Origin of the sequence: Comamonas testosteroni TK102, assembly GCF_000739375.1 — a bacterium.
Taxonomy (GTDB): Bacteria; Pseudomonadota; Gammaproteobacteria; order Burkholderiales; family Burkholderiaceae_C; genus Comamonas; species Comamonas brasiliensis.
Map to the genome: position 1 here is coordinate 1,031,704 of NZ_CP006704.1, position 20,305 is coordinate 1,052,008.

Genomic DNA, 20,305 nt, shown 5'->3' on the forward strand with positions numbered 1-20,305 from the left:
TGTCTCAGACGCCGCGTCAAGCTGCCATGTTGTGCCGGGACAAGCCGTGTGTGCTTGCAGAAATACGGGTTGCACATAGTTGTGTGGTAAACCAGATGTAGCAAAATGCAACTCGCGCAAATTCCCGGACATGGCCTGCTCGCAGGAACAGGTTGGTTCGGTTTGGCGACATCAACACATAACACGGCGTTCGGCAGGACAGGGCAAGGGGATCGATATGACGGTAAGCAAGCGACTGGTGATCGCATTTGTCAGCATCAGTGTTTTTGTGCTGGCTTTGATGGGAATTGCCTGGTCAGCAATGTCCGATGTGCTGGAGGTGCTCAAGGCGGGCTCGCTGACGGCGCAGCAGTCTGAGAGTCTGATGGCCGAGGTGGAGCGTTCGCGCTGGTGGCTGCTGGCACTGGGGGCCTGGGTCTGCATTTCCTGCGCCTGGTCCTGGGTCAGCCTGCGCCGACGCATCGTCGCGCCCCTGCAGGAGGCGATCCTGATTGCCGAGACCGTGGCGGCAGGGGACCTGAGCAAGGAGTTCTCTTCCAATGCCGAAGGCGAGTTCGGACGTTTGCTGACGGCGCTGAGCACCATGGAAGACACGCTGACCGAACTGGTGGGCCGTATCAAGCAGTCGACCGACTCGCTGGCCGTGTCGGCCTACGAGATTGATGCAGGCAACATCAATCTCTCCAGCCGTACCGAGCAGCAGGTCAGCGCGCTGACCGAAACTGCTGCCAGCATGGAGCAGCTCACCGTCACCGTGCGCCAGAATGCCGAGCGTGCCCATTCGGCCAGTTCCCTGGCCGTCACGGCTTCGGCCACGGCCGGGCGCGGTGGTGATGTGGTGGATCAGGTGGTTCACACCATGGACGCCATCAGCAGCAGCTCGCGCAAGATTGTGGACATCATTCAGGTGATCGAAGGCATTGCCTTCCAGACCAATATCCTGGCGCTCAACGCGGCCGTGGAAGCGGCGCGTGCCGGCGAGCAGGGACGCGGCTTCGCCGTGGTGGCCAGCGAGGTGCGCTCGCTGGCGCAGCGCAGTGCCGAGGCGGCCAAGCAGATCAAGGAGCTGATCACGGCCAGCGTGACCCAGGTCGAGAGCGGCTCGGGTCTGGTGGGCCAGGCCGGCAGCACCATGAAGGAGATCATGCAGTCCGTGGGCCAGGTCACCGGCTTGCTGAGTGAGATATCGGGCGCGCTGCAGCAGCAAAGCGAGGGCATTGCCCATGTGAATACGGCCGTGGCCCATATGGACAGCACCAATCAGGAGAATGCAGCCCTGGTCATGCAGGCGACGCAGGCCGCAGCGGCGCTCAATGCGCGCACGCAGGATCTGCAGCAGGCCGTGGGTGCCTTCAAGCTCGATGATGATGAGGCTCCGGGCCTGGCGCCTGCCGCCATGCCGGCGCCGCGCCGGGCTGCGACCGCTCAGGCTCAGCCAGCTCGCGCACCGGAGCTGGCCTACGAAGAGTTCTGATTCAGGACAGCTCGCGCAGACGCCCGTAGACGGCCATGGCTGTAAAGCCGCAGTGCAGGCAGATGGACGCCCCCAGCAGGACTCTGCGGCGCAGCATGGAGTCGCCCGCCTGTGCCGACAGGCCCGGAGAGACATGAAATGATTGGCATTTGCCATAGGCCCTGATCGCCCACGCCGTCCAGAGGGTGGCGAGGGCATAGATCAGCCATGACTGAGACGCCTGCCAGAACAGCACCGCCACCAGCACCGAGTAGGCGCACAAAAAGCCGATGAGCCAGGGCCAGTGGCGCTGAACAAAGTCTTGCGGCGGCTGTTTTTCCTGCATGAGGCCGCGCTTATTCGGGTTGCAGGCCGATGTCCTTCAGGCTGCCCATGCCCTGGCGCACCACGACAGGCGAATTGTTCAAGGCCATGGGCGTGAGGTCCAGCACCGTGGTGGGCTGCTGCGGGCAGGCGCCGGAGTCGACCACGGCATCCAGCTCATGGGGAAAGCGCTCCAGGATTGAATCGGCATCATTGAGCGGCTCGGTCTCGCCGGGCGCGATCAAGGTGGTGGCCAGCAAGGGCTCGCCCAGTTCTTCCAGCAGCAGTTGCAGGCCCTTGCGATCCGGCACGCGCAGGCCAATGGTCTTGCGCGAGGGGTGGCTCAGGCGCTTGGGCACTTCCTTGCTGGCTTCAAGAATAAAGGTGTAGGGGCCTGGTGTGGCCAGCTTGAGCAAGCGGTACTGGCGGTTGTCCACGCGGGCATAGTTGGCCAGCTCGGACAGATCGCGGCACAGCAGCGTCAGGTGGTGCTTGTCGTTGATCTGCCGGATGCGGCGCATGCGATCCACAGCGTTCTTGTCGTCCAGGTGGCAGACCAGGGCATAGCTGGAGTCGGTGGGAACGGCAAGAATGGCGCCCTTGCGCAGCATCTCCGCCGCCTGCTTGATGATGCGCGGCTGCGGGTTCTCTGGATAGACTTCAAAAACGGTGGTCATGCGGCTTCTCCCTGTTCTTTAGGACTTACGCAAACAAGAATGCAACAATGGCCCGCCTTTTGAGGCAGTCGCACGGCCTGAACCCGTTTTGCGTAAGTCGTGCTCTTTATGCACGCTGTATGCGGTCCTGCAGCAGCTCCCAGACCGGTGTGAGCTGGCTGGGTAGATAGGGCAACTGCCCCAGGTCTATCTGCGATTCATCGGGGCTGTGAAAGTCGCTGCCGCGCGAGGCTGCCAGGCCGAACTCCACAGCCAGATCGGCGTAGCTTGCATATTCATGCGGGCGGTGACTGCCTGTGACAACCTCCACGCCCTGGCCGCCGAGTTCCTTGAACTTGGAAAACAGTGCATATTCCTCGTTGCGGCTCAGGTCGTAGCGCGCCGGGTGGGCAATCACGGCCACGCCGCCGGCATCCACGATCCAGCGCACGGCATCATGCAGATTCGCCCAGACATGGGCGACATAGCCGGGCTTGCCTTCGGTCAGATAGCGTTTGAAGACCTCATAGGTATCGGCGCAGACCCCGGTCTCCACGAGAAAGCGTGCAAAGTGGGTGCGCGAGATCAGTTCGGGGTTGCCTGCATGGCGCAGCGCTCCTTCATAGGCGCCTGCAATGCCGGCCAGCTCCAGCTGCCTGGCCATTTCGCGGGCGCGCGGGCCGCGGCCATGGCGTGTGTCGTAGAGGCCTTGCGTGAGCGCGGCATCGTCGGCGTCAAAGCCCAGACCCACGATATGTACGCCGCAGCCCGAGAAGCTGACGGAAATTTCCGTGCCTGTCAGATAGTCCAGTCCTGCCGACTTCGCGGCGGCGGCCCGGTGCTGGCCGCCGACTTCGTCGTGGTCGGTCAGCGCCCACAGCTCCACTCCGCGCTCGGCCGCGCGCAGAGCCAGTTGCTCGGGCGTCAAGGTGCCGTCGGAGACGACGGAGTGACAGTGCAGATCGGCATTGAGATAGGTTTTGGGCACGGCCTCATTGTAGGCCGCTGCAGGCAATCATGACTTGGGTCATAGCACGAGCATGCTTGTGGCAGCGGCTTGTAACAAAGCTCAAATATGCCGCCCACATGCCGAAGAAGGATTGGCTACGGCGCTTGTGAGTTTTTGAATGCGTTAAGGCTGCCACGGTATTGCTTGATTTATTGAGATGGATAAAAAATGAAATTGAATCAGTTCTCGGTGTCACAAAAGCTGTGGGCTTTGGTGATTGGCCTGCTGGTGGGCTTGCTGCTGGTATCGGCAGGCAGTCTGATATACCTGGATCGCGTCTACGTGAGCATCTCCAAGGAGGCCACACGCACCCGGATGGCCGCCAACATCGCCAGCGAGTGGCGCCATCTGACCGAGCAAAGTGTGGATCGTTCCATCGTTGCTGCGATCTCTTCCGAAGAGAATCTGGTGGAGCAGCAGCGCAAGCTGATGAGCGACGGGATTGCGCATATCACCGAGCTGCAGAAAAAGCTCAACGAACTGGTCACCGACGAGGAATCGCGCAAGGTGCTGGATGAAGTCGCCGAGCGCAGGCGCGCGACGCTGGAGAGCAATGCCGCCGTGCAGGCCGCACGCAAGGACAATGACTTTGCAGCGGCCTTCGATCTGGTTGAAAAGCAGCTGCGTCCCAATGCCAAGGTCTACGTGGATGCGCAGCGCAAGTTCGTGCAACTGCAGGAGCAGCGCAGCCAGCGTGCGATTGCCGATGGCGAGGCACGCCAGTCTCAGGCCTATGTGGCTATCGGTCTGGTCTGCGGCCTGATCGTTCTGCTGGGTCTGGCGATGGCGGCTCTGATCCTGCGATCGATCATCGCTCCGTTGAATGAGGCGGTAGCTCTGGCCGACTCCATCGCTGCCGGCGATTTGACGGCGACCGTGCGCAATGACCGTCATGACGAACTGGGCCTGCTGCTCAAGTCCCTGAACGCCATGGCCGAGCGTCTGCGCTCCGTCGTCGGCCAGGTGCGTTCGGGCGTGGAGTCCGTCTCTTCGGCCTCGGGCCAGATTGCCACGGGCAACCAGGATCTGTCAGCACGTACCGAGCAGACGGCGGCCAATCTCGAGGAAACCGCAGCCAGCATGGAAGAGCTGACGGCCACCGTCACCCAGTCCGCCGACACTGCACGCCAGGCCAATCAGCTGGCCTCTACGGCTGCCCAGGCCGCCGAGCAAGGAGGCCGCGTGGTGCAGCAGGTGGTGCAGAGCATGGGCCAGATCACCGACAGCAGCCGCAAGATTGCCGACATCATCGGTGTGATCGACTCGATTGCCTTTCAGACCAATATCCTGGCCCTGAATGCGGCCGTGGAAGCGGCACGAGCCGGCGAGCAGGGCCGTGGCTTTGCCGTGGTGGCTGGCGAGGTGCGCAGCCTGGCGCAGCGCAGTGCCGAAGCCGCCAAGGAGATCAAGCAGCTCATCACCACCAGCGTGGACAATGTGCAGTCGGGCTCGCAGCAGGTGGAACTGGCGGGCCAGAGCATGAGCGAGATCGTGGCCAGCGTGCGCCGCGTCAGCGACCTGATCGGCGAGATCACGGCCTCGTCCACCGAGCAGCGCGACGGCATCAACCAGGTCAATCAGGCGGTGAGCAATCTGGACCAGATGACGCAGCAGAATGCGGCGCTGGTGGAGGAGTCCAGCGCGGCGGCGCTGTCCATGCAGGAGCAGGCGCGCCGCCTGGCCGAAGTGGTGTCCATCTTCAAGCTCGGTCATGAGACCAGTCATGCCAAGGTGGCTGCACCCCAGCGCCCGGCCAGCCGTGCCATGCCGGCCATGGCCCCGGTGAAGCAGACAGCCGCTGCAGCTCGGCCTGCGATCAGGAAAGCGCCTGCCGGCCCGGCTCCCTCGGCACTGAGCGCCAGCAAAGCCAAGCCTGCTGCGGACTCTGGCGATGGGGACTGGGAAACTTTCTAAATCAGCAAGTCGGCATCCGCTTGCAGGCCTGCCGCTTCTGACAGGAAGCGGCGGGCCTTTTCCGGGTGCCGCGTGAAACGGACAGCCGTCGCGTCCGCAGTGGCGGCCTCCCTGGCTGGAGCGGAGATCAGAAGCCCATGTTGCCGGCACCGCCCTCGAAGTCCTGCGCGGCTTCCACCAGAAACTGCACCTTGCGTTCACCGCGCCATTCGTTGATGTCCAGGCGATAGGCCAGGGTGGTGCGCGCGGGCAGCGGGTCGGTGTGGTTGAACCAGATGCCGTCGATCTTGGAGCCATGGTGCAGCAGCTCCAGCTTCAGATGCTTTTCGCCGACCAGGCGCTGCGAGGTGATTTCCAGCTCTTCGCTGAAAGTCGGCGCGGCAAAGCCCTGGCCCCAGACGGCCAGCTGCATTTGTTCGATCAGGCCGGTGTCCAGCCACTGGGGCGAAAGCGGCCCGTCGGTCTCCAGCCTGCGCGTCAGCGTCGCGGCATCCAGCCACTCCCTGGCGACCTGGGCAAAAGCCTTTTCGAACTCGTCAAAGTGCGCTTCCGTGATGGTGCAGCCTGCTGCCATGGCGTGACCGCCAAAACGCAGTATCAGACCGGGGTGGCGCTTGCTGACGAGGTCCAGCGCATCGCGTAGATGAAAGCCTGGAATGGAGCGGCCCGAGCCCTTGAGCTCATGCTCCTTGCCCGGAGCGCCACTGGCTGCAAAGACAAACGTGGGTCGGTGCAGCTTGTCCTTGATGCGCGAGGCCACCACACCGACCACGCCTTCGTGAAAGTCGGGGTCGAACACGCTGATGGCCGGTGGCGGCGTCATGCCGTCCTCGCACAGGCCTTCGGCCATGAGCAGGGCGTGCTCACGCATGCTGACTTCGATCTCGCGGCGCTCGCGGTTGATGCTGTCCAGCATGCGTGCCAGATTGTCGGCGCGGCTGACATCTTCCGTAGTCAGGCACTCGATGCCTATGGTCATGTCGGCAAGCCGTCCGGCGGCATTGATGCGCGGTCCCAGGGCAAAGCCGAAGTCGATGGTGGAGGCCATGTCGAAGCGGCGGCCCGATGCCTCGAACAGCGCGCGTATGCCGGGCTGCATGCTGCCTTTGCGAATCTGCTTGAGGCCCAGCGCCACCAGACGGCGGTTATTGGCATCGAGCTTGACCACATCGGCCACCGTGCCCAGCGCCACCAGGGGCAGCAATTGCTCCAGCCTGGGCTGGTTGTGGCGATCAAAGCGGCCGCGGTTGCGCAGCTCGGTGCGCAGGGCCAGCAGCACATAGAACATGACGCCCACGCCGGCCATGGACTTGCTTGCGAACTCGCAGCCAGGCTGGTTGGGGTTGACGATGGCGTCCGCTGGCGGCAGGTGGTCGCCCGGCAGATGGTGGTCGGTCACCACGACCGACATGCCCAGCTCCTTGGCTACGGCCACGCCTTCCACGCTGGCAATGCCGTTGTCCACGGTGATCAGCATGTCGGCGCCGGTCTCCTTGACGCGGCGCGAGATGGGGGCGGTCAGGCCGTAGCCGTCGACCACGCGGTCGGGCACGAGGTAGTCGGCATGGGTCGCGCCCAGCATGCGCAGGCCGCGCAGGCCCACGGCGCAGGCGGTTGCGCCATCGCAGTCGTAGTCGGCGACGATGCACAGGCGCTTTTGCGCGGCTATGGCATCGGCCAGCAGTTGCACGGCAGCATCGATGCCGCGCAGGCCCGAGGGTGGCAGCAGCCGGGCCGGGGCATCGTCCAGTTCGTCGGCCGAGCAGACGCCTCGCGCTGCATAGAGCTGGGCCAGCAAGGGATGAATCTTGGCCTGCAGCAGTGCAGAGACACTGTCGTTGGGGATGGATCTGGGAATTATCTTCATAGCATTTCCCGTAGATCTGGCAGGCGTTTCGTGCCAAAAACACGCTTTATCTTGTCCATCAGGCCGCGTGGCTGGCTTTGCCATTGCACGGCATTGCGCTCGCCGCAGAGCGTGAGCTTGACCGGTTCTCCGCGGGCAGCCCGCTGCTGCAGCTCGGCGATCAGGCTGCTGTCCAGTGACTGCCAGGCCTTTTGCCAGCCTTGCACATTGCCTTGCAGCGCAGTGTGGCGCAGATCATCCACGCACACGGTCCGGGAGTTCGCCGCAGGCAGGCTGGCAAGGTCTCCCGTGCCATGTACCCAGAAGGAGTTGATGGGCGGCAGACCGCGTTCGGCACGTCGGTCGTTGAAGACATGGGTGTAGAGCAGCATCTGCAGCTCGGTCTGCAGGCGCTGAATGATGGCTCCCTGAATCGGGTCGGGCATCCAGGGGCGCACGTCGCGGCCCAGCGCACGGTCCATCGAGGCGGTGGCCAGGCCCTTGAAGGCCGCACCGCGCGCCAGCCAGAGGTCGGCGCGCCGATATTCCAGCGTGATGCCGTCGTCGCTGAACCAGGGAGCGATCAGCGCCAGCAACTGGCGGGATTCGTCTTCGTCCAGTGGCGCGCCGGCCGGGTCGGTCTGATGGACCTGGTCCGGCGTGATATGCCAGTGGCAGGGCGTGATGAAGGCACAGGCCTGGCTGCTGTCTCCAGCCGCCAGCGCAGCCCAGGGAATCAGCCCGGGTGTATCGGGCAGTTGCATGCCACGGGCCAGGGCGCGCTCATGCGGAGGAGAGAAGTCCATCTCGTCGCCCTGCACCAGCGAGGCCGGCGTCAGCGTTGCCAGCAAGGCCTGCAGGTGAGGGAGTTGCAAACCGTCCCATGCCTGGGGAATGTCGGCAGGGCCGCTGGCATAGGCAACAATGATTTCGGAGGCGCCTGTGCCCAGGGCTTGGGCGGCAGGCAGCAAAGGCGCGGTCAAAGACATGGGCGCTATTGTCGGGCATGGCCGCCGCCTGGGCACGGAGCGGGGGGCTTTGTCACCTCGCGGGCATATTTTTCAGGGTGTAGACCAGGCTGTAGCTAGCGTCCTCGGCAATGGCGGGCATGCTGGCATTCCAGTCGTCCCAGCGCTGGCGCATGGCCTGCATGCGCTCGGGTTGCTGGCCGGCCAGATTGGCACGCTCGCGCTCGTCCTGCGCCAGATTGAACAGGTATTCGTTGTCCTCCACGCGCAGGTATTTCCATTCGCCTTCGCGCAGCGCACGCTGGTTGCGGTAGAGCATGCGCCAGTACAGCGGTCGGGCAAACTCAGCCCCGTCGGTGCGCAGCACGGGCAGCAGGGAGATGCCGTCCAGCGGGTAGTCGGGATCGGCGCTCACACCGGCGGCATCCAGCACCGTGGCCGACCAGTCCATGCTCATGCATGGCTGGGCACTGCTGCGATGGGCCTCGATCACGGCAGGCCAGTGGGCGATCCAGGGCACGCGGATGCCGCCTTCGGTCAGGTCCATCTTGCCGCCCACGAGAGGCCAGCTGTCCGAGAAGCGCTCGCCGCCGTTGTCGCTGGTGAAGACGATCAGCGTGTTGTCGAGCTGGCCGTTCCTGCGCAGGGCTTCGACGATCCAGCCTATGCCCTCATCCATGTGATGAATCATGCGCCGGTACTGGTGAATATTGCCTCCCGCCAGATGCGTGATGCCCGCTCCCAGCTGCTCGGCGGTTTCACGGTCATCACGGGTTTCCCAGGGCCAGTGCGGGGCCGTGTAGTGCAGGCTCAGGAAGAAGGGGGCATCGCCCTCGTTCATGCGGTTGACGAAGTCCACGCTGCGCTGGGACAGCAGATCGGTCAGATAGCCTTCGTCGTGATGCTCCTCTTCGCCGACCCACAGATCGTGCTGGCCCGAGCTGCTCAGATGGGTGAAGTAGTCCACGCCGCCCGACATGGGGCCGAAGTATTCCTCGTAGCCCGAGCGCAGCGGGCCGAAGTGGGGAGGGTAGCCCAGATGCCATTTGCCTATCAGTGCCGTGCGGTAGCCCGCGCCCTTGAGCAGCGAGGCAACGGTGGGGATTTCAGGCGGCAGGCCCAGCTTGGCGCCCAGCGGGGTGCCGCGCGTCTTGCTGTTGATGGGCTCCTCGGCCGCACCGCGCAGGCGGTATTGATAGCGGGCCGTGGCCAAGGCAAAACGCGTGGGCGAGCACACGGGTGAATTGGCATAGCCCTGGGTGAGCCTGAGGCCGTTGGCGGCCAGGCGGTCGAGCACCGGGGAGACCGGGCCGAAGTCGGCATCGCGGCCGCCGTAGCAGCCCAGGTCGGCATAGCCGAGATCGTCGGCGACGATAAAGATGATGTTGGGACGAGTCATGAAATACGGGTCGTTGTCATGGGGCTGATGGCTGGCGCAAGCGCTCATTCCATCTTCATGCCAGTGGCCTGGGCCAGCACCCGGTAGCGGTCGGCCAGGGCCTGAATGCGCCTGGCGGCTGCATCGCCTGTCAGTCCTTCGTAGACCATGTCGTTGACACGCATGCGCTCGCGCAGCGTGCCGTCCTTCATGGCCTTCTCGAAGAGGGCCTGGATTTTCTGCACCAGTGGCTCGGGTGTGCTGCTGGGCACCCAGGCGGCGAAAAGCACTTCCTGCTGCAGCTCCTTGTGCCCCAGTTCTGCCACCGAGGGGACTTCCGGCAGCAAGGGGTTGCGCTGGGCCGTAGTCACCGCCAGCGCGGTGATCTTTGCGGAGCTCACATGGGGCAGCATGGCGGTGGAGCTGATGACGCCGCCGTCCACTTCTCCAGAGAGCATCGCCAGCGTGGCTGGTGCATTGCCTTTGTAGGGCACGTGGTTGACCTTGGCTCCGGTGGCGTGGCTCAGGATGCTGGCGGCCAGGTGGCCGGGTGTTCCATAGCCGGCGGAGCCCAGGGTCAGGCCCTTGTCCTTGCCGCGGGCGATGAACTGCTCCAGCGTCTTGATATTGGTTTTGGGGCTGACAGCCATCAGCATGCCTTGCGAGGCGAACACCATGACGGGACGCAGGTCGCCATTCTTGAACGGCATGCTTTTGTAGATCAGCGGGTTGACCGTGAGACTGGTGTCCAGGCCAATCAGCATGGTGTATCCGTCGGCGGCAGCCTTGGCGACGTAATCGGCTCCGATGTTGCCGCCGGCGCCGGTGCGGTTTTCCACCACGAACGGCTGCCTGGTCTCGCGTTGGAGTACTTCCCCTACGCCGCGCGCCAATATGTCAACCGCCCCTCCGGGAGCGAAGGAGGCGATCAGTCGAACCGGCTTGCCGGGCCAGGCAGAGGCGGCGGCGCCATCGGCAGGCTGGCCTTGGGAGGCGAATGCCGTGCAGCCCAGCAGCAGAGCCAGGCTGGTTTGAAGAAGGCGGCGGGGTGCAATCAGGCGAGCCATGGAATCACTCTCTTGTCTGAGGAAAGTGCTGGCATTTGCGAAAATCCCAGCACTTCCCTTGTCTCTGTATGGGGAGCATCCACTGTAGAAGTGGCGGCCACAATTGATCTAATCAACTCATCTCCGTGAATACCCGACAACCCACCTCCATTCAGCAGATGCTGCTGTTTCGCATCAGCCGCTTCTTCGGCGTGGCGGGCGGCATGGCCATGCGCATGTGCGAGGCCCGTTTCGGCCTCACACGCCGCGAATGGGGCGTGATGGCGACGCTGGCGACCGAGGAGGGTTTGCTGTCATCCGAGCTGGCACAGAAGGCACAGCTGGACAGGGCGCGCACTTCGCGGGCGCTCAGCGGCCTGGAGGAAAAAGGCTGGGTGCTGCGCAAGCCTCTGGATGGAGACCGCCGGCGTGTGGCCATCTATCTGACCGAGGAGGGGCGGCGCATGTACGGTCTGATACTGCCCGAGATGGTCAAGATTCATGCCGATATCGTGTCCGTTCTCAGCGATGAGGAACTGGCCTTGTTTGACGGCCTGCTGGCAAAGCTCCAGGCCCATGCGGTGACGCTGGAGCAGCAGGATCAGTATGCGGATCTGCCGCGCATAGGGCGCAGCAGGCCGCCTCGGTAGAGGGGCGGCGGGCAGTCAGATCGCATAAGGCTGGCGCTGTCGGCAGGGCATTGCCGGCAATGCCACAATGCTGGCAACATGCAATTTCCCTACGAACTGGCCGTGGGCTGGCGCTATACCCGTGCAGGGCGCGCCACACGCCGCAATGGCTTCATCTCCTTTATCTCGGGTGTCTCCATGCTTGGCATTGCGCTGGGCGTGGCGGCGCTGATCATTGTGCTGAGCGTGATGAACGGCTTCCAGAAGGAAGTGCGCGATCGCATGCTCAGCGTCGTCTCCCATGTGGAAATCTACGCCCCGCAGGGCGCCCCCCTGCCCGATGTGGTGCGCACCATGCGCGAGGCCAGAGCCAACCCCGATGTGGTGGGGGCCGCGCCTTTTGTGGCGGCTCAGGCATTGCTGGCACGCGGCGAGGATATGAAAGGCGCCCTGGTGCGCGGTATCGATCCGGCGCGTGAGGGCGAGGTGACCGATCTGGCGGCCACCAGCGGCGAGGTGCTCAAGCGTCTGGTGCCCGGCGAGTTCAAGGTGGTGCTCGGCATCGAACTGGCGCGCAGTCTCGGTGTGAGCGAGGGCGATGTGATCACGCTGATCGCTCCCAGCGGACAGGTCACGCCGGCCGGCGTGCTGCCGCGCATGAAGCAGATGACGGTGGCCGGCACCTTCGATTCCGGCCACTACGAATATGACTCGGCGCTGGTGATGATGCATTACGAGGATGCCCAGCGCATCTTCCGCCTGGAAGGGCCGACCGGCATTCGTCTCAAGCTCAAGGACTTGCACGAGGCGCCGCGCGTGGCGCATGAACTCGCGGACACCCTGACGGACCGTTTGTTCATCCGTGACTGGACGCAGCAGAACAAGACCTGGTTTGCCGCCGTGCAGCTTGAAAAACGCATGATGTTCATCATCCTGACCCTGATCGTGGCCGTGGCGGCTTTCAATCTGGTGTCCACCCTGGTGATGAGCGTGCAGGACAAGCGTGCCGACATTGCCATCCTGCGCACCCTGGGCGCCTCGCCCTCGTCCATCATGGGCATCTTCATGGTGCAGGGCGCCATGGTCGGCGTCATCGGCACTTTGGCAGGTCTGGCGCTGGGGCTGGCGATTGCCTTCAATATCGACGTCATCGTGCCTGCCATTGAGCAGGCGCTGCATGCCAACTTCCTGCCCAAGGACATCTACCTGATCAGCAAGATGCCCAGCGAGCCGCAGTCCACGGACATCGTGCCGATCGCCGTGATTTCTCTGATTCTTTCTTTTGTGGCCACGATTTACCCCAGCTGGCGTGCCAGCCGCGTGAACCCTGCGGAGGCACTGCGTTATGAATGATGTTGTGATGGACCAGAGCGTTCTGGAGGCACGCGGCCTGACCAAGCGCTTTGCCGAAGGCAAGCTGGATGTGACCGTGCTGCAGGGTGTGGATCTGCGGGTTCAGGCGGGCGAGACACTGGCCATCGTCGGCGCCTCGGGCTCGGGCAAGTCCACCTTGCTGCACCTGCTGGGCGGGCTGGATGCGCCCACCACGGGCAGCGTCAGCCTCATGGGCCAGCCTCTGCACCAGCTCAGCCCGCAAAAGCAGGGCGCGTTGCGCAACCGGCACCTGGGCTTTATCTACCAGTTCCATCACCTGCTGGCCGAGTTCTCGGCCCAGGAGAATGTGGCCATGCCGCTGCGCATTCGACGCGACGCCAAGGAGGATTGCATGGACCGGGCGGCCGAGATGCTGCGCGCCGTGGGTCTGGGCCAGCGCATGGCGCATCGCCCGGCCGAGCTGTCGGGTGGAGAGCGTCAGCGCGTGGCCATTGCACGTGCGCTGGTTACACGTCCGGCCTGTGTGCTGGCCGACGAGCCCACGGGCAACCTGGATCGTGGCACGGCCGATACGGTGTTTGCGCTGATGCTGGAGCTGGCGCGCAGCCATGGCACGGCGTTTGTGATGGTCACCCATGACGAAGGACTGGCGGCGCGCTGCGACCGCATGGTCAGACTGGGGCGCGGGCAACTGGCCTGATCGTCGCCAAGCGACGGCGAGGCCCGGGTCGTTGCAGCTGCAGTGATTCGGGCCTTTTTTATGAAAAATACGCCTGAGACGATTGATCAGTAAGCGCTGACAGCTGCATTTCTGATCGCAATCGTGGCCTGCTCACGCGCCGAGGCCTGCAGCGGCACGGCAGGGCGCGGCCTGGCCGAGCCCTGCTTGGCCGAAACATCCTGCGCCGTCAGATCGTCGGTGACCTCGCGCAGCCTGGCGGACTGGGCCAGCGAGGTCTGCACCACCTCGCCCATGATCTGCGTGACCTGGCGCGAGGAGTTCACGATCTCCGCCATGGTGGTGCCGGCTTCGCGCACCTGGGTCACCCCCTGGGTGACCTGGGTGACCGAGGTCTGGATCAGCTGCTTGATCTCCTTGGCGGCCTCGGCGCTGTGCTGGGCCAGCTGGCGCACCTCATTGGCCACCACGGCAAAGCCGCGTCCCTGGTCACCGGCACGGGCCGCTTCCACGGCGGCGTTGAGTGCCAGCAGATTGGTCTGGAAGGCGATGGAGTCCATCATGCCGATGATGTCGCTGATCTTGCGCGAGCTGGCGCTGATGGATTCCATGGTGCTCACCACATCCTGCACGGTGCGGCCGCCGGCTTCGGCCACGCTGCAGGCGTCCTGGGCCAGTTCGTTGGCCTGGCGTGCATGGTTGGCACTCTCGGTCAGCCCTTCCACCGTGGCGCGCAGGGTTTGCGCCGCGGTCACGCGGCGTGTGATGTTGGTGGCGAACTTGACGACCTTGAAGGGCCGCCCTTCGGTGTCGAGGATGGGGTTGTAGCTGGCTTCGATCCAGACCTGACGACCGGCCTTGCCTATGCGCAGATACTGGCCTGCATCGTGATGACCGAGGGCCAGCTTGTGCCAGAAATGCTGATAGGCCGGGGATTGGCGCTCGTGCGGCTGGACAAACATGCTGTGGTGTCTGCCCACGACTTCGGCAAGGGAGTAGCCCATGGTCTGCAGAAACAGATCGTTGGCCGTGAGGATGTTGCCGTTCAGATCGAACTCGATGATGGCCTGCACCTTGGCAATGGCTTCGAGCTGGCCACGGGCATCGTCTTCATGCTGCTGCTGTTCGGTGATGTCGGTGGCGTACTTGATGACTTTGCGCGGCTGCCCCTGGCTGTCAAAGATCGGGTTGTAGCTGGCCTGCAGCCACACATCCTCGCCCTGGCTGTTGATGCGACGGTAGCGGCCGCTGTCATGCAGGCCTGCCGCCAGGCGCTGCCAGAACTGGGCGTACTCGGCAGAGGCCCGGGTCTCCTCATCCACAAACATGCGGTGATGCTGGCCGACGATCTGCTCGGCGCTGTAGCCCATGGTGCGCAGAAAGTTGTCATTGGCCGTCAGCACATGGCCTTGCAGATCGAACTCGATCACGGCCTGCACCTGATCGAGTGCAGCCAGCTTGCCCTGCATGTCGGCGCGCTGATGACTTTGACTCAGGCGTTGCCAGAGCGTGCTTTGCAGAAGTCCCGTCATAACTTGCTCCTTTGGCCGGTAGCGCAGGGCAGTGGGTGAAGTTGCTTAATGTTTTATTTGTTTCAATGTGTGTACCGTAGGACAAGGCTGGAAACTGTCTGTAGTCACTTGACGTGTCATATGCCGGGGCCAGCCTGCGCAAGCAGCCTAGCCGATGCATGATGTGCAGATGCCCACCTGGATAGATACCCATTGCCACCTGGATGCACCCGAATTTGCGCCTGACAGAGATGCCGTGCGCGCCGCTGCGCAGGCCGCAGGCGTCAAGCATCTGGTCATTCCCGCCGTGCAGCGCAGCCACTGGCTGGGCGTGATTGCGCTTGCGCATCGTCATGGCGACAGCTATGCGCTGGGCATTCATCCGCTTTACACGCCCGGCGCTCAGGAGTCCGATATCGCGGCGCTGCGCGAGTTGCTGAGCCGGCAGCGCGGAGACCCGCATCTGGTGGCGGTGGGCGAAATCGGTCTCGATTTTTTTGTCCCCGGACTGGACGAGCAGCGCCAGATCTGGTTTTACGAGCAGCAGATCCGGCTGGCTCGCGAGTTCGGGCTGCCCGTCATCCTGCATGTGCGCAAGAGCAGCGATCGTTTGCTCAAGACCTTGCGCCAGCACAGGGTTGTCGGTGGCATAGCCCATGCGTTCAACGGCAGCGTCCAGCAGGCGCAGGCGTTTATTGATCTGGGCTTCAAGCTGGGCTTTGGCGGCGCCATCACCTATGAGCGCGCGCTCAAGCTGCGCGAGCTGGCGGCCAGCCTGCCGCTGCAGGCTTTGGTGCTGGAGACCGATGCGCCCGATATCCCGCCGCACTGGCTCTACACCACGGCCGAGCAGCGCGCGGCCGGCCAGCCTCAGGGGCGCAACAGCTCCGCCGAGCTGCCGCGCATTGCGGCGGAGATTGCACAGTTGCGCGGCATGAGCATTGATCAGCTGGCGCAGGTCGGCACGGACAATGCACGCGCAGCGCTCTCAGGCTTGCCGGCGTTCTTGTAGGAAAAACAGCATCTGGCCTTTTCAGACCAAGTGGCGGCTGCTCATCTTTTCGAATATCAGCCCAAGGGCCTTGCCAAGCATGGCTGGGCGACAATAGGGCATGACCGAGGATTCTTCTGCCACCGTGACAGAGACAGGCCCGCGCTGGCAGGGGCTGGCGGCGGTGGCCGATGCGCGCACGCAGGCACTGGTGCTGGGCAGTTTTCCGGGCCTGAAGTCGCTGCAGCTGGCGCAGTACTACGCCCATCCGCAAAACCAGTTCTGGCCTTTGCTGCAGGCCTTGTGGCCCCGCCATCCACAGCCGTCACGTGCCGATTACGCGGGCCGTTGCGAGTGGCTGCTGGAGCGTGGCCTGGGCCTGTGGGACGTGTATGCGAGCTGCGAGCGCGAGGGCAGTCTGGACAGCGCCATTCGCTGTGCCCAGGTCAACGACTTTGCCGGGCTGCGCCAGCGCTGCCCGGATCTGCAGCTGGCATTGCACAACGGTGGCGAGAGCTACAAGCATGCGCGCCAGACCGAGGCGCTGGGGCTGACGGCGCTCAAGCTGCCATCGACCAGCCCGGCCAATGCCAGCTGGTCTTTCGATAAAAAACTGCAGGCCTGGCGCCATGCGCTGGCGGCCCATGGCCTGCTTTGAAGATTGGTGTGAAACGTGATCCGTAAAACCCGTGGCGGTGCCAAATCCGCGCAGGACAAGAATGTGGGCAGCGTGCAGGAGCTGCCCGAAGTCAGCGTCTCCGATGATGGCGTTATCCGCTATCTGCATCTCGGAACGCCCTGGGTGCAGGGCTCCATGCGCATTCGCGACCCTTTTGATATCGACCTGGAATATGTGCAGCGCATGATGGGCTGGCTGCTGTTTGCCGAGCCGGCCGAAGTGCCCCGGATGCACGCCATGCAATTGGGGCTGGGGGCGGCAGCCATCACCAAGTTCTGTCACAAGAAGCTGCGCATGAAGACCACGGCGGTCGAGCTCAATCCCCAGGTGCTGGCCGTGTGCCGCAGCTGGTTCAAGCTGCCGCCCGACAGCAGCACGCTGCAGGTGGTGCTGGCCGATGCGGCCCAGGAAATCAAAAAGCCCGAATGGCAGGGCACGGTCGATGCGTTGGCGGTCGATCTCTACGACCATGAGGCAGCGGCCCCGGTGCTCGACAGCGCCGAGTTCTATGCCGATTGCCGCAATCTGCTGACCGAGGACGGCATCATGACCGTCAATCTGTTTGGCCGCTCCTCAAGCTTTGACAAAAGCCTTGACCAGATGGCCCAGGCTTTTGGCGAGGACGCGCTCTGGGCCTTCCGCCCCACGCGCGAAGGCAATACCGTGGTGCTGGCCCAGCGCAGGCCGCGTGTGCTGCAGGGCACCGAGCTGGATCTGGCCTGTGACCAGGTGCAGGCGCGCTGGGATCTGAACACCACACGCTGGGCCAAGGTGTTCGTGCCGGCCCGCGATGCCGAGGCCGGCCGCAAGACGGCCAGATCCAAGGTCGTCCGAATCGACCGGAGTGCAGCCGAATGATTGCAAAGCCTGAGTAAAGCTGAGGGGGCGGCATTGATTGCAGCGGCGTTGTGCCGATGATGTTGACATGACGATCAGTGCCATCTCCTCCAGTTCTGCCAGTCCAGCCTCTTCGGGGGCCGGCGCGGCATCGCATATCCAGCAGCTGCAAAAGCAGATCAAGGATGCAACCAGCGAGCTCAAGGAAGTCGCCAGCAGCGACGCGGATGCCAAGACCAAGCAGCAGCAGACGCAGTTGCTGCAGGCCAAGATCCAGATGCTGCAGGCCCAGATCGAGGCCCTGCAGAACCAGCAGGCGCAGCAAGCCCAGCAGGCTGCTCAGCGTGGCACCGAAGCCGTTCAGTCAAAGCAGGACGGTGCGGTGCAGGGCAGAAGTCGCAGCAATCCGGGTCAGGGTGGGTTGGGTGGTCTGCTGGACGAATACGCCTGAGCTGCATCAGACAACAGGCCTTCATCTGCCTGTTATGCATCTTCCTGATCGGCAGCATGGGCCGATGGCGGTACAGTCAAGGCAGTTTTGTTGCTGCAGCCGCCCATGTCATTGACTGAATCCATTCTGCCCCGATCCGTCAAGCCAGCCCAGTACCAGGGGCCTCTGGACTGGCGTACGCTGGTGCAATGGCTGCAGGAAGACGGTGTGATCACGCCACAGGAGGCAGGGCGCACGGTGGCGCGCTGCTCGGCAGCCGAGAGTGCGCAGTTGCCGCTGGTGCGTCTGGCCAATGTGGGCGTTGTCGGCGCCCTGACGCACCAGCCGCTGGATCTGGAAACCCTGACCCAGTACCTGGCCCAGCGCAGCGGCCTGGCCTATCTGCGCATCGACCCGTTGCGCGTGGATGTGGGCCGCGTGGGCGAGATCATGAGCGCCAGCTACGCCGAGCGCCACAAGGTGCTGCCCGTGCAGGTCACGGCCAAGGAGGTGGTGATCGCCACGGCCGAGCCCTTCATCAAGGACTGGGTGAGCGAAGTCGAGCGGCAGGCGCACCGCAGCGTGCGCTGCGTGGTGGCCAATCCGCAGGATATCAAGCGCTATACGGCGGAGTTCTTTGCGCTGGCCAAATCCGTGCGTGCTGCAGAGAAGGCCGGCGGTGCGACCGGCGGCGCGAGCTTCGAGCAGCTGGTGGAGCTGGGCAAGAGCAACAAGCAGCTCGACGCCAACGACCAGGGCGTGGTGCGCGTGGTGGACTGGCTTTGGCAGTATGCCTTCGACCAGCGCGCCAGCGACATCCACCTGGAGCCCCGGCGCGAGCAGGGCGTGATCCGCTTTCGCATTGACGGTGTGCTGCATCCGGTCTATCAGATGCCCATGGGGGTACTGAACGCGATGGTGGCGCGCGTCAAGCTGCTGGGGCGCATGGACGTGGTGGAAAAGCGCCGCCCGCTGGACGGGCGCATCAAGACGCGCAACCCGCGCGGCGAAGAGGTGGAAATGCGCTTGTCCACCTTGCCCACGGCCTTTGGCGAGAAGATGGTGATGCGCATCTTCGATCCCGAGAACACGGTCAAGAATCTGGATGCGCTGGGCTTCAGCGCCCATGATGCCCAGCGCTGGGAAGACCTGGTCAAGCGTCCGCACGGCATCATCCTGGTCACCGGCCCCACGGGCTCGGGCAAGACCACCACGCTGTATTCCACGCTCAAGCGGGTGGCGACCGAGGAGGTCAATGTCAGCACGGTGGAAGACCCCATCGAAATGATCGAGCCGAGCTTCAACCAGACCCAGGTTCAGCCTCAGCTCGACTTCGGATTCACCGAAGGCCTGCGCGCGCTGATGCGCCAGGACCCGGACATCATCATGGTGGGCGAGATCCGCGATCTGGCCACGGCCGAAATGGCGGTTCAGGCCGCGCTGACCGGTCATCTGGTGTTCTCCACGCTGCACACCAACGATGCACCCAGCGCCGTCAGCCGCCTGATGGAGCTGGGCGTGCCCTCCTATCTGATCAATGCCACCTTGCTGGGCGTGCTGGCCCAGCGACTGGTACGCACGCTGTGCCCCAGCTGCAAGGTGCGCGATGAAGATGCCAAGCCCGAGGATCTGGCTGAATCGGTCAGACCCTGGAAGCTGACCGGCAGCTGCCAGCCCTACAAGCCCGTGGGTTGCGAGGACTGCCGCATGACAGGCTATCGCGGCCGCATGGGGCTGTACGAGCTGCTGATGGTCACCGAGACCCTCAAGAAGCAGATTCACGATGCCCCGTCGATGGACGTTCTGCGTCGCCAGGCCGTGCAGGACGGAATGCGTCCCCTGCGTCTTGCAGGGGCCTTGCGGGTCGCCGAAGGCCTGACCACCTTGCCCGAGGTGCTGGCCTGCACGCCGTTGATGAGCGAAATCTGAGGATCGGACGGCAGGTGCTTGCTGTCCTGCCAGGGCAGCCAGGCAAGGCCGGCATGCATCGGGTTTGCCCACGCTAGATGGATGCAGAACGTCAGCATTAGGGTATGCCCTTTGTAGGTGGAATCCACATCAATTTGGCATATCTATGACACGAGAATCGCCAAGTCGTGATTTCCGTAAGGAGACGTTTTGTGAAAATCAAGAGCCAAAAAGACTTTTTCTCCGGTCTGATGTTCTTGGCCGTCGGTCTCGCATTTGCGATCGGCGCGTCCAACTACACCATTGGCACCGGCGCCCGTATGGGTCCAGGTTACTTCCCTCTGATCCTGGGTGTGCTTATGTCCATCCTGGGTGCAGCCATCTGCGTCGGCGGCCTGACCAAGGGCCCCGAAGGTGGTGACAAGATCGGTAAGTGGGCCTGGAAGCCGGTGTTCTTCGTGCTGGCTGCCAACTTTGCCTTCGGCATTCTGTTGGTGGGTGTGCCGGCTGTGGGCATCCCCCAGTTCGGTCTGATCATTGCGATCTACGCTTTGGTCTTTATCGCCAGCATGGCCGGTCAGACCTTCAACCTCAAGGAAACAGCCATCCTGGCCACCATTTTGGCGGTCGGCAGCTATTTCGCTTTCGTGTGGGCGCTGAATCTGCAGTTCCCCGTGTGGCCTAGCTTCATCGCTGGCTAATCAGGAGCATC

The 20,305-nt window shown here is 63.6% G+C and carries 19 protein-coding genes; 11 read left to right on the forward strand and 8 right to left on the reverse strand.

What is annotated here, in order from left to right:
• The first annotated feature begins 217 nt into the window (after nt 1-217).
• Nucleotides 218-1,474, forward strand: coding sequence for a methyl-accepting chemotaxis protein (locus O987_RS04630; RefSeq protein ID WP_003058313.1), 1,257 nt, complete (start codon nt 218-220; stop codon nt 1,472-1,474).
• A 1-nt stretch (nt 1,475) separates the two neighbouring features.
• Here O987_RS04630 and O987_RS04635 read toward each other — a convergent pair whose 3' ends face one another.
• From O987_RS04635 to O987_RS04645, 3 genes are all read right to left on the reverse strand, one after another.
• Nucleotides 1,476-1,799, reverse strand: coding sequence for a hypothetical protein (locus tag O987_RS04635; protein WP_003058311.1), 324 nt, complete (start codon nt 1,797-1,799; stop codon nt 1,476-1,478).
• A gap of 10 nt (nt 1,800-1,809) precedes the next feature.
• On the reverse strand, nt 1,810-2,454 hold the full coding sequence (locus tag O987_RS04640; protein ID WP_003058308.1) for an L-threonylcarbamoyladenylate synthase: 645 nt from the start codon (nt 2,452-2,454) through the stop codon (nt 1,810-1,812).
• 106 nt (nt 2,455-2,560) lie between these two features.
• Nucleotides 2,561-3,421 (reverse strand): 3',5'-nucleoside bisphosphate phosphatase, encoded by an 861-nt coding sequence (locus O987_RS04645; protein ID WP_043376101.1) that lies wholly within the window; start codon nt 3,419-3,421, stop codon nt 2,561-2,563.
• Nucleotides 3,422-3,610: 189 nt separating this feature from the next.
• Between O987_RS04645 and O987_RS04650 the strand changes: the two genes are divergently transcribed.
• Nucleotides 3,611-5,356 carry a methyl-accepting chemotaxis protein gene (locus O987_RS04650; protein ID WP_003058301.1) on the forward strand — a complete coding sequence of 582 codons (1,746 nt, stop codon included), beginning with the start codon at nt 3,611-3,613 and terminating at the stop codon, nt 5,354-5,356.
• Nucleotides 5,357-5,483: 127 nt separating this feature from the next.
• On the opposite strand, the gene recJ is transcribed toward O987_RS04650, so the two are convergent.
• Genes recJ through O987_RS04670 form a run of 4 tightly spaced genes read right to left on the reverse strand, consistent with a single transcriptional unit; the run spans nt 5,484 to nt 10,615 of the window.
• On the reverse strand, nt 5,484-7,223 hold the full coding sequence (recJ, locus tag O987_RS04655) for a single-stranded-DNA-specific exonuclease RecJ (RefSeq protein WP_003058299.1): 1,740 nt from the start codon (nt 7,221-7,223) through the stop codon (nt 5,484-5,486).
• Nucleotides 7,220-8,191 carry a hypothetical protein gene (locus O987_RS04660; RefSeq protein WP_003058297.1) on the reverse strand — a complete coding sequence of 324 codons (972 nt, stop codon included), beginning with the start codon at nt 8,189-8,191 and terminating at the stop codon, nt 7,220-7,222. The genes recJ and O987_RS04660 overlap by 4 nt, the downstream gene beginning before the upstream one ends.
• Nucleotides 8,192-8,243: 52 nt before the next feature.
• Nucleotides 8,244-9,617: a sulfatase gene (locus tag O987_RS04665; protein WP_235214251.1), complete on the reverse strand. Its 1,374-nt coding sequence runs from the start codon at nt 9,615-9,617 to the stop codon at nt 8,244-8,246.
• Complete coding sequence (locus tag O987_RS04670; protein ID WP_003058291.1) at nt 9,614-10,615, reverse strand: Bug family tripartite tricarboxylate transporter substrate binding protein; 1,002 nt, start codon at nt 10,613-10,615, stop codon at nt 9,614-9,616. Before O987_RS04670 ends, O987_RS04665 begins: the two co-directional genes overlap by 4 nt.
• A gap of 158 nt (nt 10,616-10,773) precedes the next feature.
• Here O987_RS04670 and O987_RS04675 point away from each other — a divergent pair, with 158 nt between their 5' ends.
• The 3 genes from O987_RS04675 to lolD all read left to right on the forward strand — a co-directional run bounded on the left by O987_RS04675 (nt 10,774) and on the right by lolD (nt 13,258).
• Nucleotides 10,774-11,244 carry a MarR family winged helix-turn-helix transcriptional regulator gene (locus O987_RS04675; protein WP_003058288.1) on the forward strand — a complete coding sequence of 157 codons (471 nt, stop codon included), beginning with the start codon at nt 10,774-10,776 and terminating at the stop codon, nt 11,242-11,244.
• Nucleotides 11,245-11,322: 78 nt separating this feature from the next.
• A complete protein-coding gene (locus tag O987_RS04680; RefSeq protein WP_003058286.1) occupies nt 11,323-12,576 on the forward strand; it encodes a lipoprotein-releasing ABC transporter permease subunit in 1,254 nt (417 codons plus the stop codon).
• A complete protein-coding gene (gene lolD, locus O987_RS04685; protein WP_003058285.1) occupies nt 12,569-13,258 on the forward strand; it encodes a lipoprotein-releasing ABC transporter ATP-binding protein LolD in 690 nt (229 codons plus the stop codon). The genes O987_RS04680 and lolD overlap by 8 nt, the downstream gene beginning before the upstream one ends.
• 86 nt (nt 13,259-13,344) lie before the next feature.
• Here lolD and O987_RS04690 read toward each other — a convergent pair whose 3' ends face one another.
• The gene (locus tag O987_RS04690; RefSeq protein ID WP_003058284.1) at nt 13,345-14,769 is read right to left on the reverse strand and encodes a methyl-accepting chemotaxis protein; all 1,425 of its coding nucleotides are present in this window, start codon (nt 14,767-14,769) and stop codon (nt 13,345-13,347) included.
• 169 nt (nt 14,770-14,938) lie between these two features.
• Here O987_RS04690 and O987_RS04695 point away from each other — a divergent pair, with 169 nt between their 5' ends.
• The 6 genes from O987_RS04695 (at nt 14,939) to O987_RS04720 (ending at nt 20,294) form a co-directional block, all read left to right on the forward strand.
• On the forward strand, nt 14,939-15,760 hold the full coding sequence (locus O987_RS04695) for a TatD family hydrolase (RefSeq protein WP_029158592.1): 822 nt from the start codon (nt 14,939-14,941) through the stop codon (nt 15,758-15,760).
• Nucleotides 15,761-15,860: 100 nt separating this feature from the next.
• Nucleotides 15,861-16,397 carry a DNA-deoxyinosine glycosylase gene (locus O987_RS04700; protein ID WP_050872100.1) on the forward strand — a complete coding sequence of 179 codons (537 nt, stop codon included), beginning with the start codon at nt 15,861-15,863 and terminating at the stop codon, nt 16,395-16,397.
• A 15-nt stretch (nt 16,398-16,412) separates the two neighbouring features.
• On the forward strand, nt 16,413-17,276 hold the full coding sequence (locus tag O987_RS04705) for a spermidine synthase (RefSeq protein ID WP_043370987.1): 864 nt from the start codon (nt 16,413-16,415) through the stop codon (nt 17,274-17,276).
• A 67-nt stretch (nt 17,277-17,343) separates the two neighbouring features.
• Complete coding sequence (locus tag O987_RS04710; protein WP_043370988.1) at nt 17,344-17,706, forward strand: FlxA-like family protein; 363 nt, start codon at nt 17,344-17,346, stop codon at nt 17,704-17,706.
• 105 nt (nt 17,707-17,811) lie between these two features.
• Nucleotides 17,812-19,614 carry a GspE/PulE family protein gene (locus O987_RS04715; RefSeq protein WP_043376105.1) on the forward strand — a complete coding sequence of 601 codons (1,803 nt, stop codon included), beginning with the start codon at nt 17,812-17,814 and terminating at the stop codon, nt 19,612-19,614.
• A 191-nt stretch (nt 19,615-19,805) separates the two neighbouring features.
• A complete protein-coding gene (locus O987_RS04720; RefSeq protein WP_043370989.1) occupies nt 19,806-20,294 on the forward strand; it encodes a tripartite tricarboxylate transporter TctB family protein in 489 nt (162 codons plus the stop codon).
• Nucleotides 20,295-20,305 lie beyond the last annotated feature (11 nt).

Coding starts and splice junctions, on each gene's coding strand:
- lolD (WP_003058285.1), top strand. CDS start 12,569: ATGAATGATGTTGTGATGGACCAGAGCGTTCTGGAGGCACGCGGCCTG.
- O987_RS04660 (WP_003058297.1), bottom strand. CDS start 8,191: ATGTCTTTGACCGCGCCTTTGCTGCCTGCCGCCCAAGCCCTGGGCACA.
- O987_RS04675 (WP_003058288.1), top strand. CDS start 10,774: ATGCTGCTGTTTCGCATCAGCCGCTTCTTCGGCGTGGCGGGCGGCATG.
- O987_RS04700 (WP_050872100.1), top strand. CDS start 15,861: ATGACCGAGGATTCTTCTGCCACCGTGACAGAGACAGGCCCGCGCTGG.
- O987_RS04640 (WP_003058308.1), bottom strand. CDS start 2,454: ATGACCACCGTTTTTGAAGTCTATCCAGAGAACCCGCAGCCGCGCATC.
- O987_RS04680 (WP_003058286.1), top strand. CDS start 11,323: ATGCAATTTCCCTACGAACTGGCCGTGGGCTGGCGCTATACCCGTGCA.
- O987_RS04710 (WP_043370988.1), top strand. CDS start 17,344: ATGACGATCAGTGCCATCTCCTCCAGTTCTGCCAGTCCAGCCTCTTCG.
- O987_RS04665 (WP_235214251.1), bottom strand. CDS start 9,617: ATGAGCGCTTGCGCCAGCCATCAGCCCCATGACAACGACCCGTATTTC.
- O987_RS04690 (WP_003058284.1), bottom strand. CDS start 14,769: ATGACGGGACTTCTGCAAAGCACGCTCTGGCAACGCCTGAGTCAAAGT.
- O987_RS04695 (WP_029158592.1), top strand. CDS start 14,939: ATGCCCACCTGGATAGATACCCATTGCCACCTGGATGCACCCGAATTT.
- O987_RS04715 (WP_043376105.1), top strand. CDS start 17,812: ATGTCATTGACTGAATCCATTCTGCCCCGATCCGTCAAGCCAGCCCAG.
- O987_RS04670 (WP_003058291.1), bottom strand. CDS start 10,615: ATGGCTCGCCTGATTGCACCCCGCCGCCTTCTTCAAACCAGCCTGGCT.
- O987_RS04635 (WP_003058311.1), bottom strand. CDS start 1,799: ATGCAGGAAAAACAGCCGCCGCAAGACTTTGTTCAGCGCCACTGGCCC.
- O987_RS04630 (WP_003058313.1), top strand. CDS start 218: ATGACGGTAAGCAAGCGACTGGTGATCGCATTTGTCAGCATCAGTGTT.
- O987_RS04650 (WP_003058301.1), top strand. CDS start 3,611: ATGAAATTGAATCAGTTCTCGGTGTCACAAAAGCTGTGGGCTTTGGTG.
- recJ (WP_003058299.1), bottom strand. CDS start 7,223: ATGAAGATAATTCCCAGATCCATCCCCAACGACAGTGTCTCTGCACTG.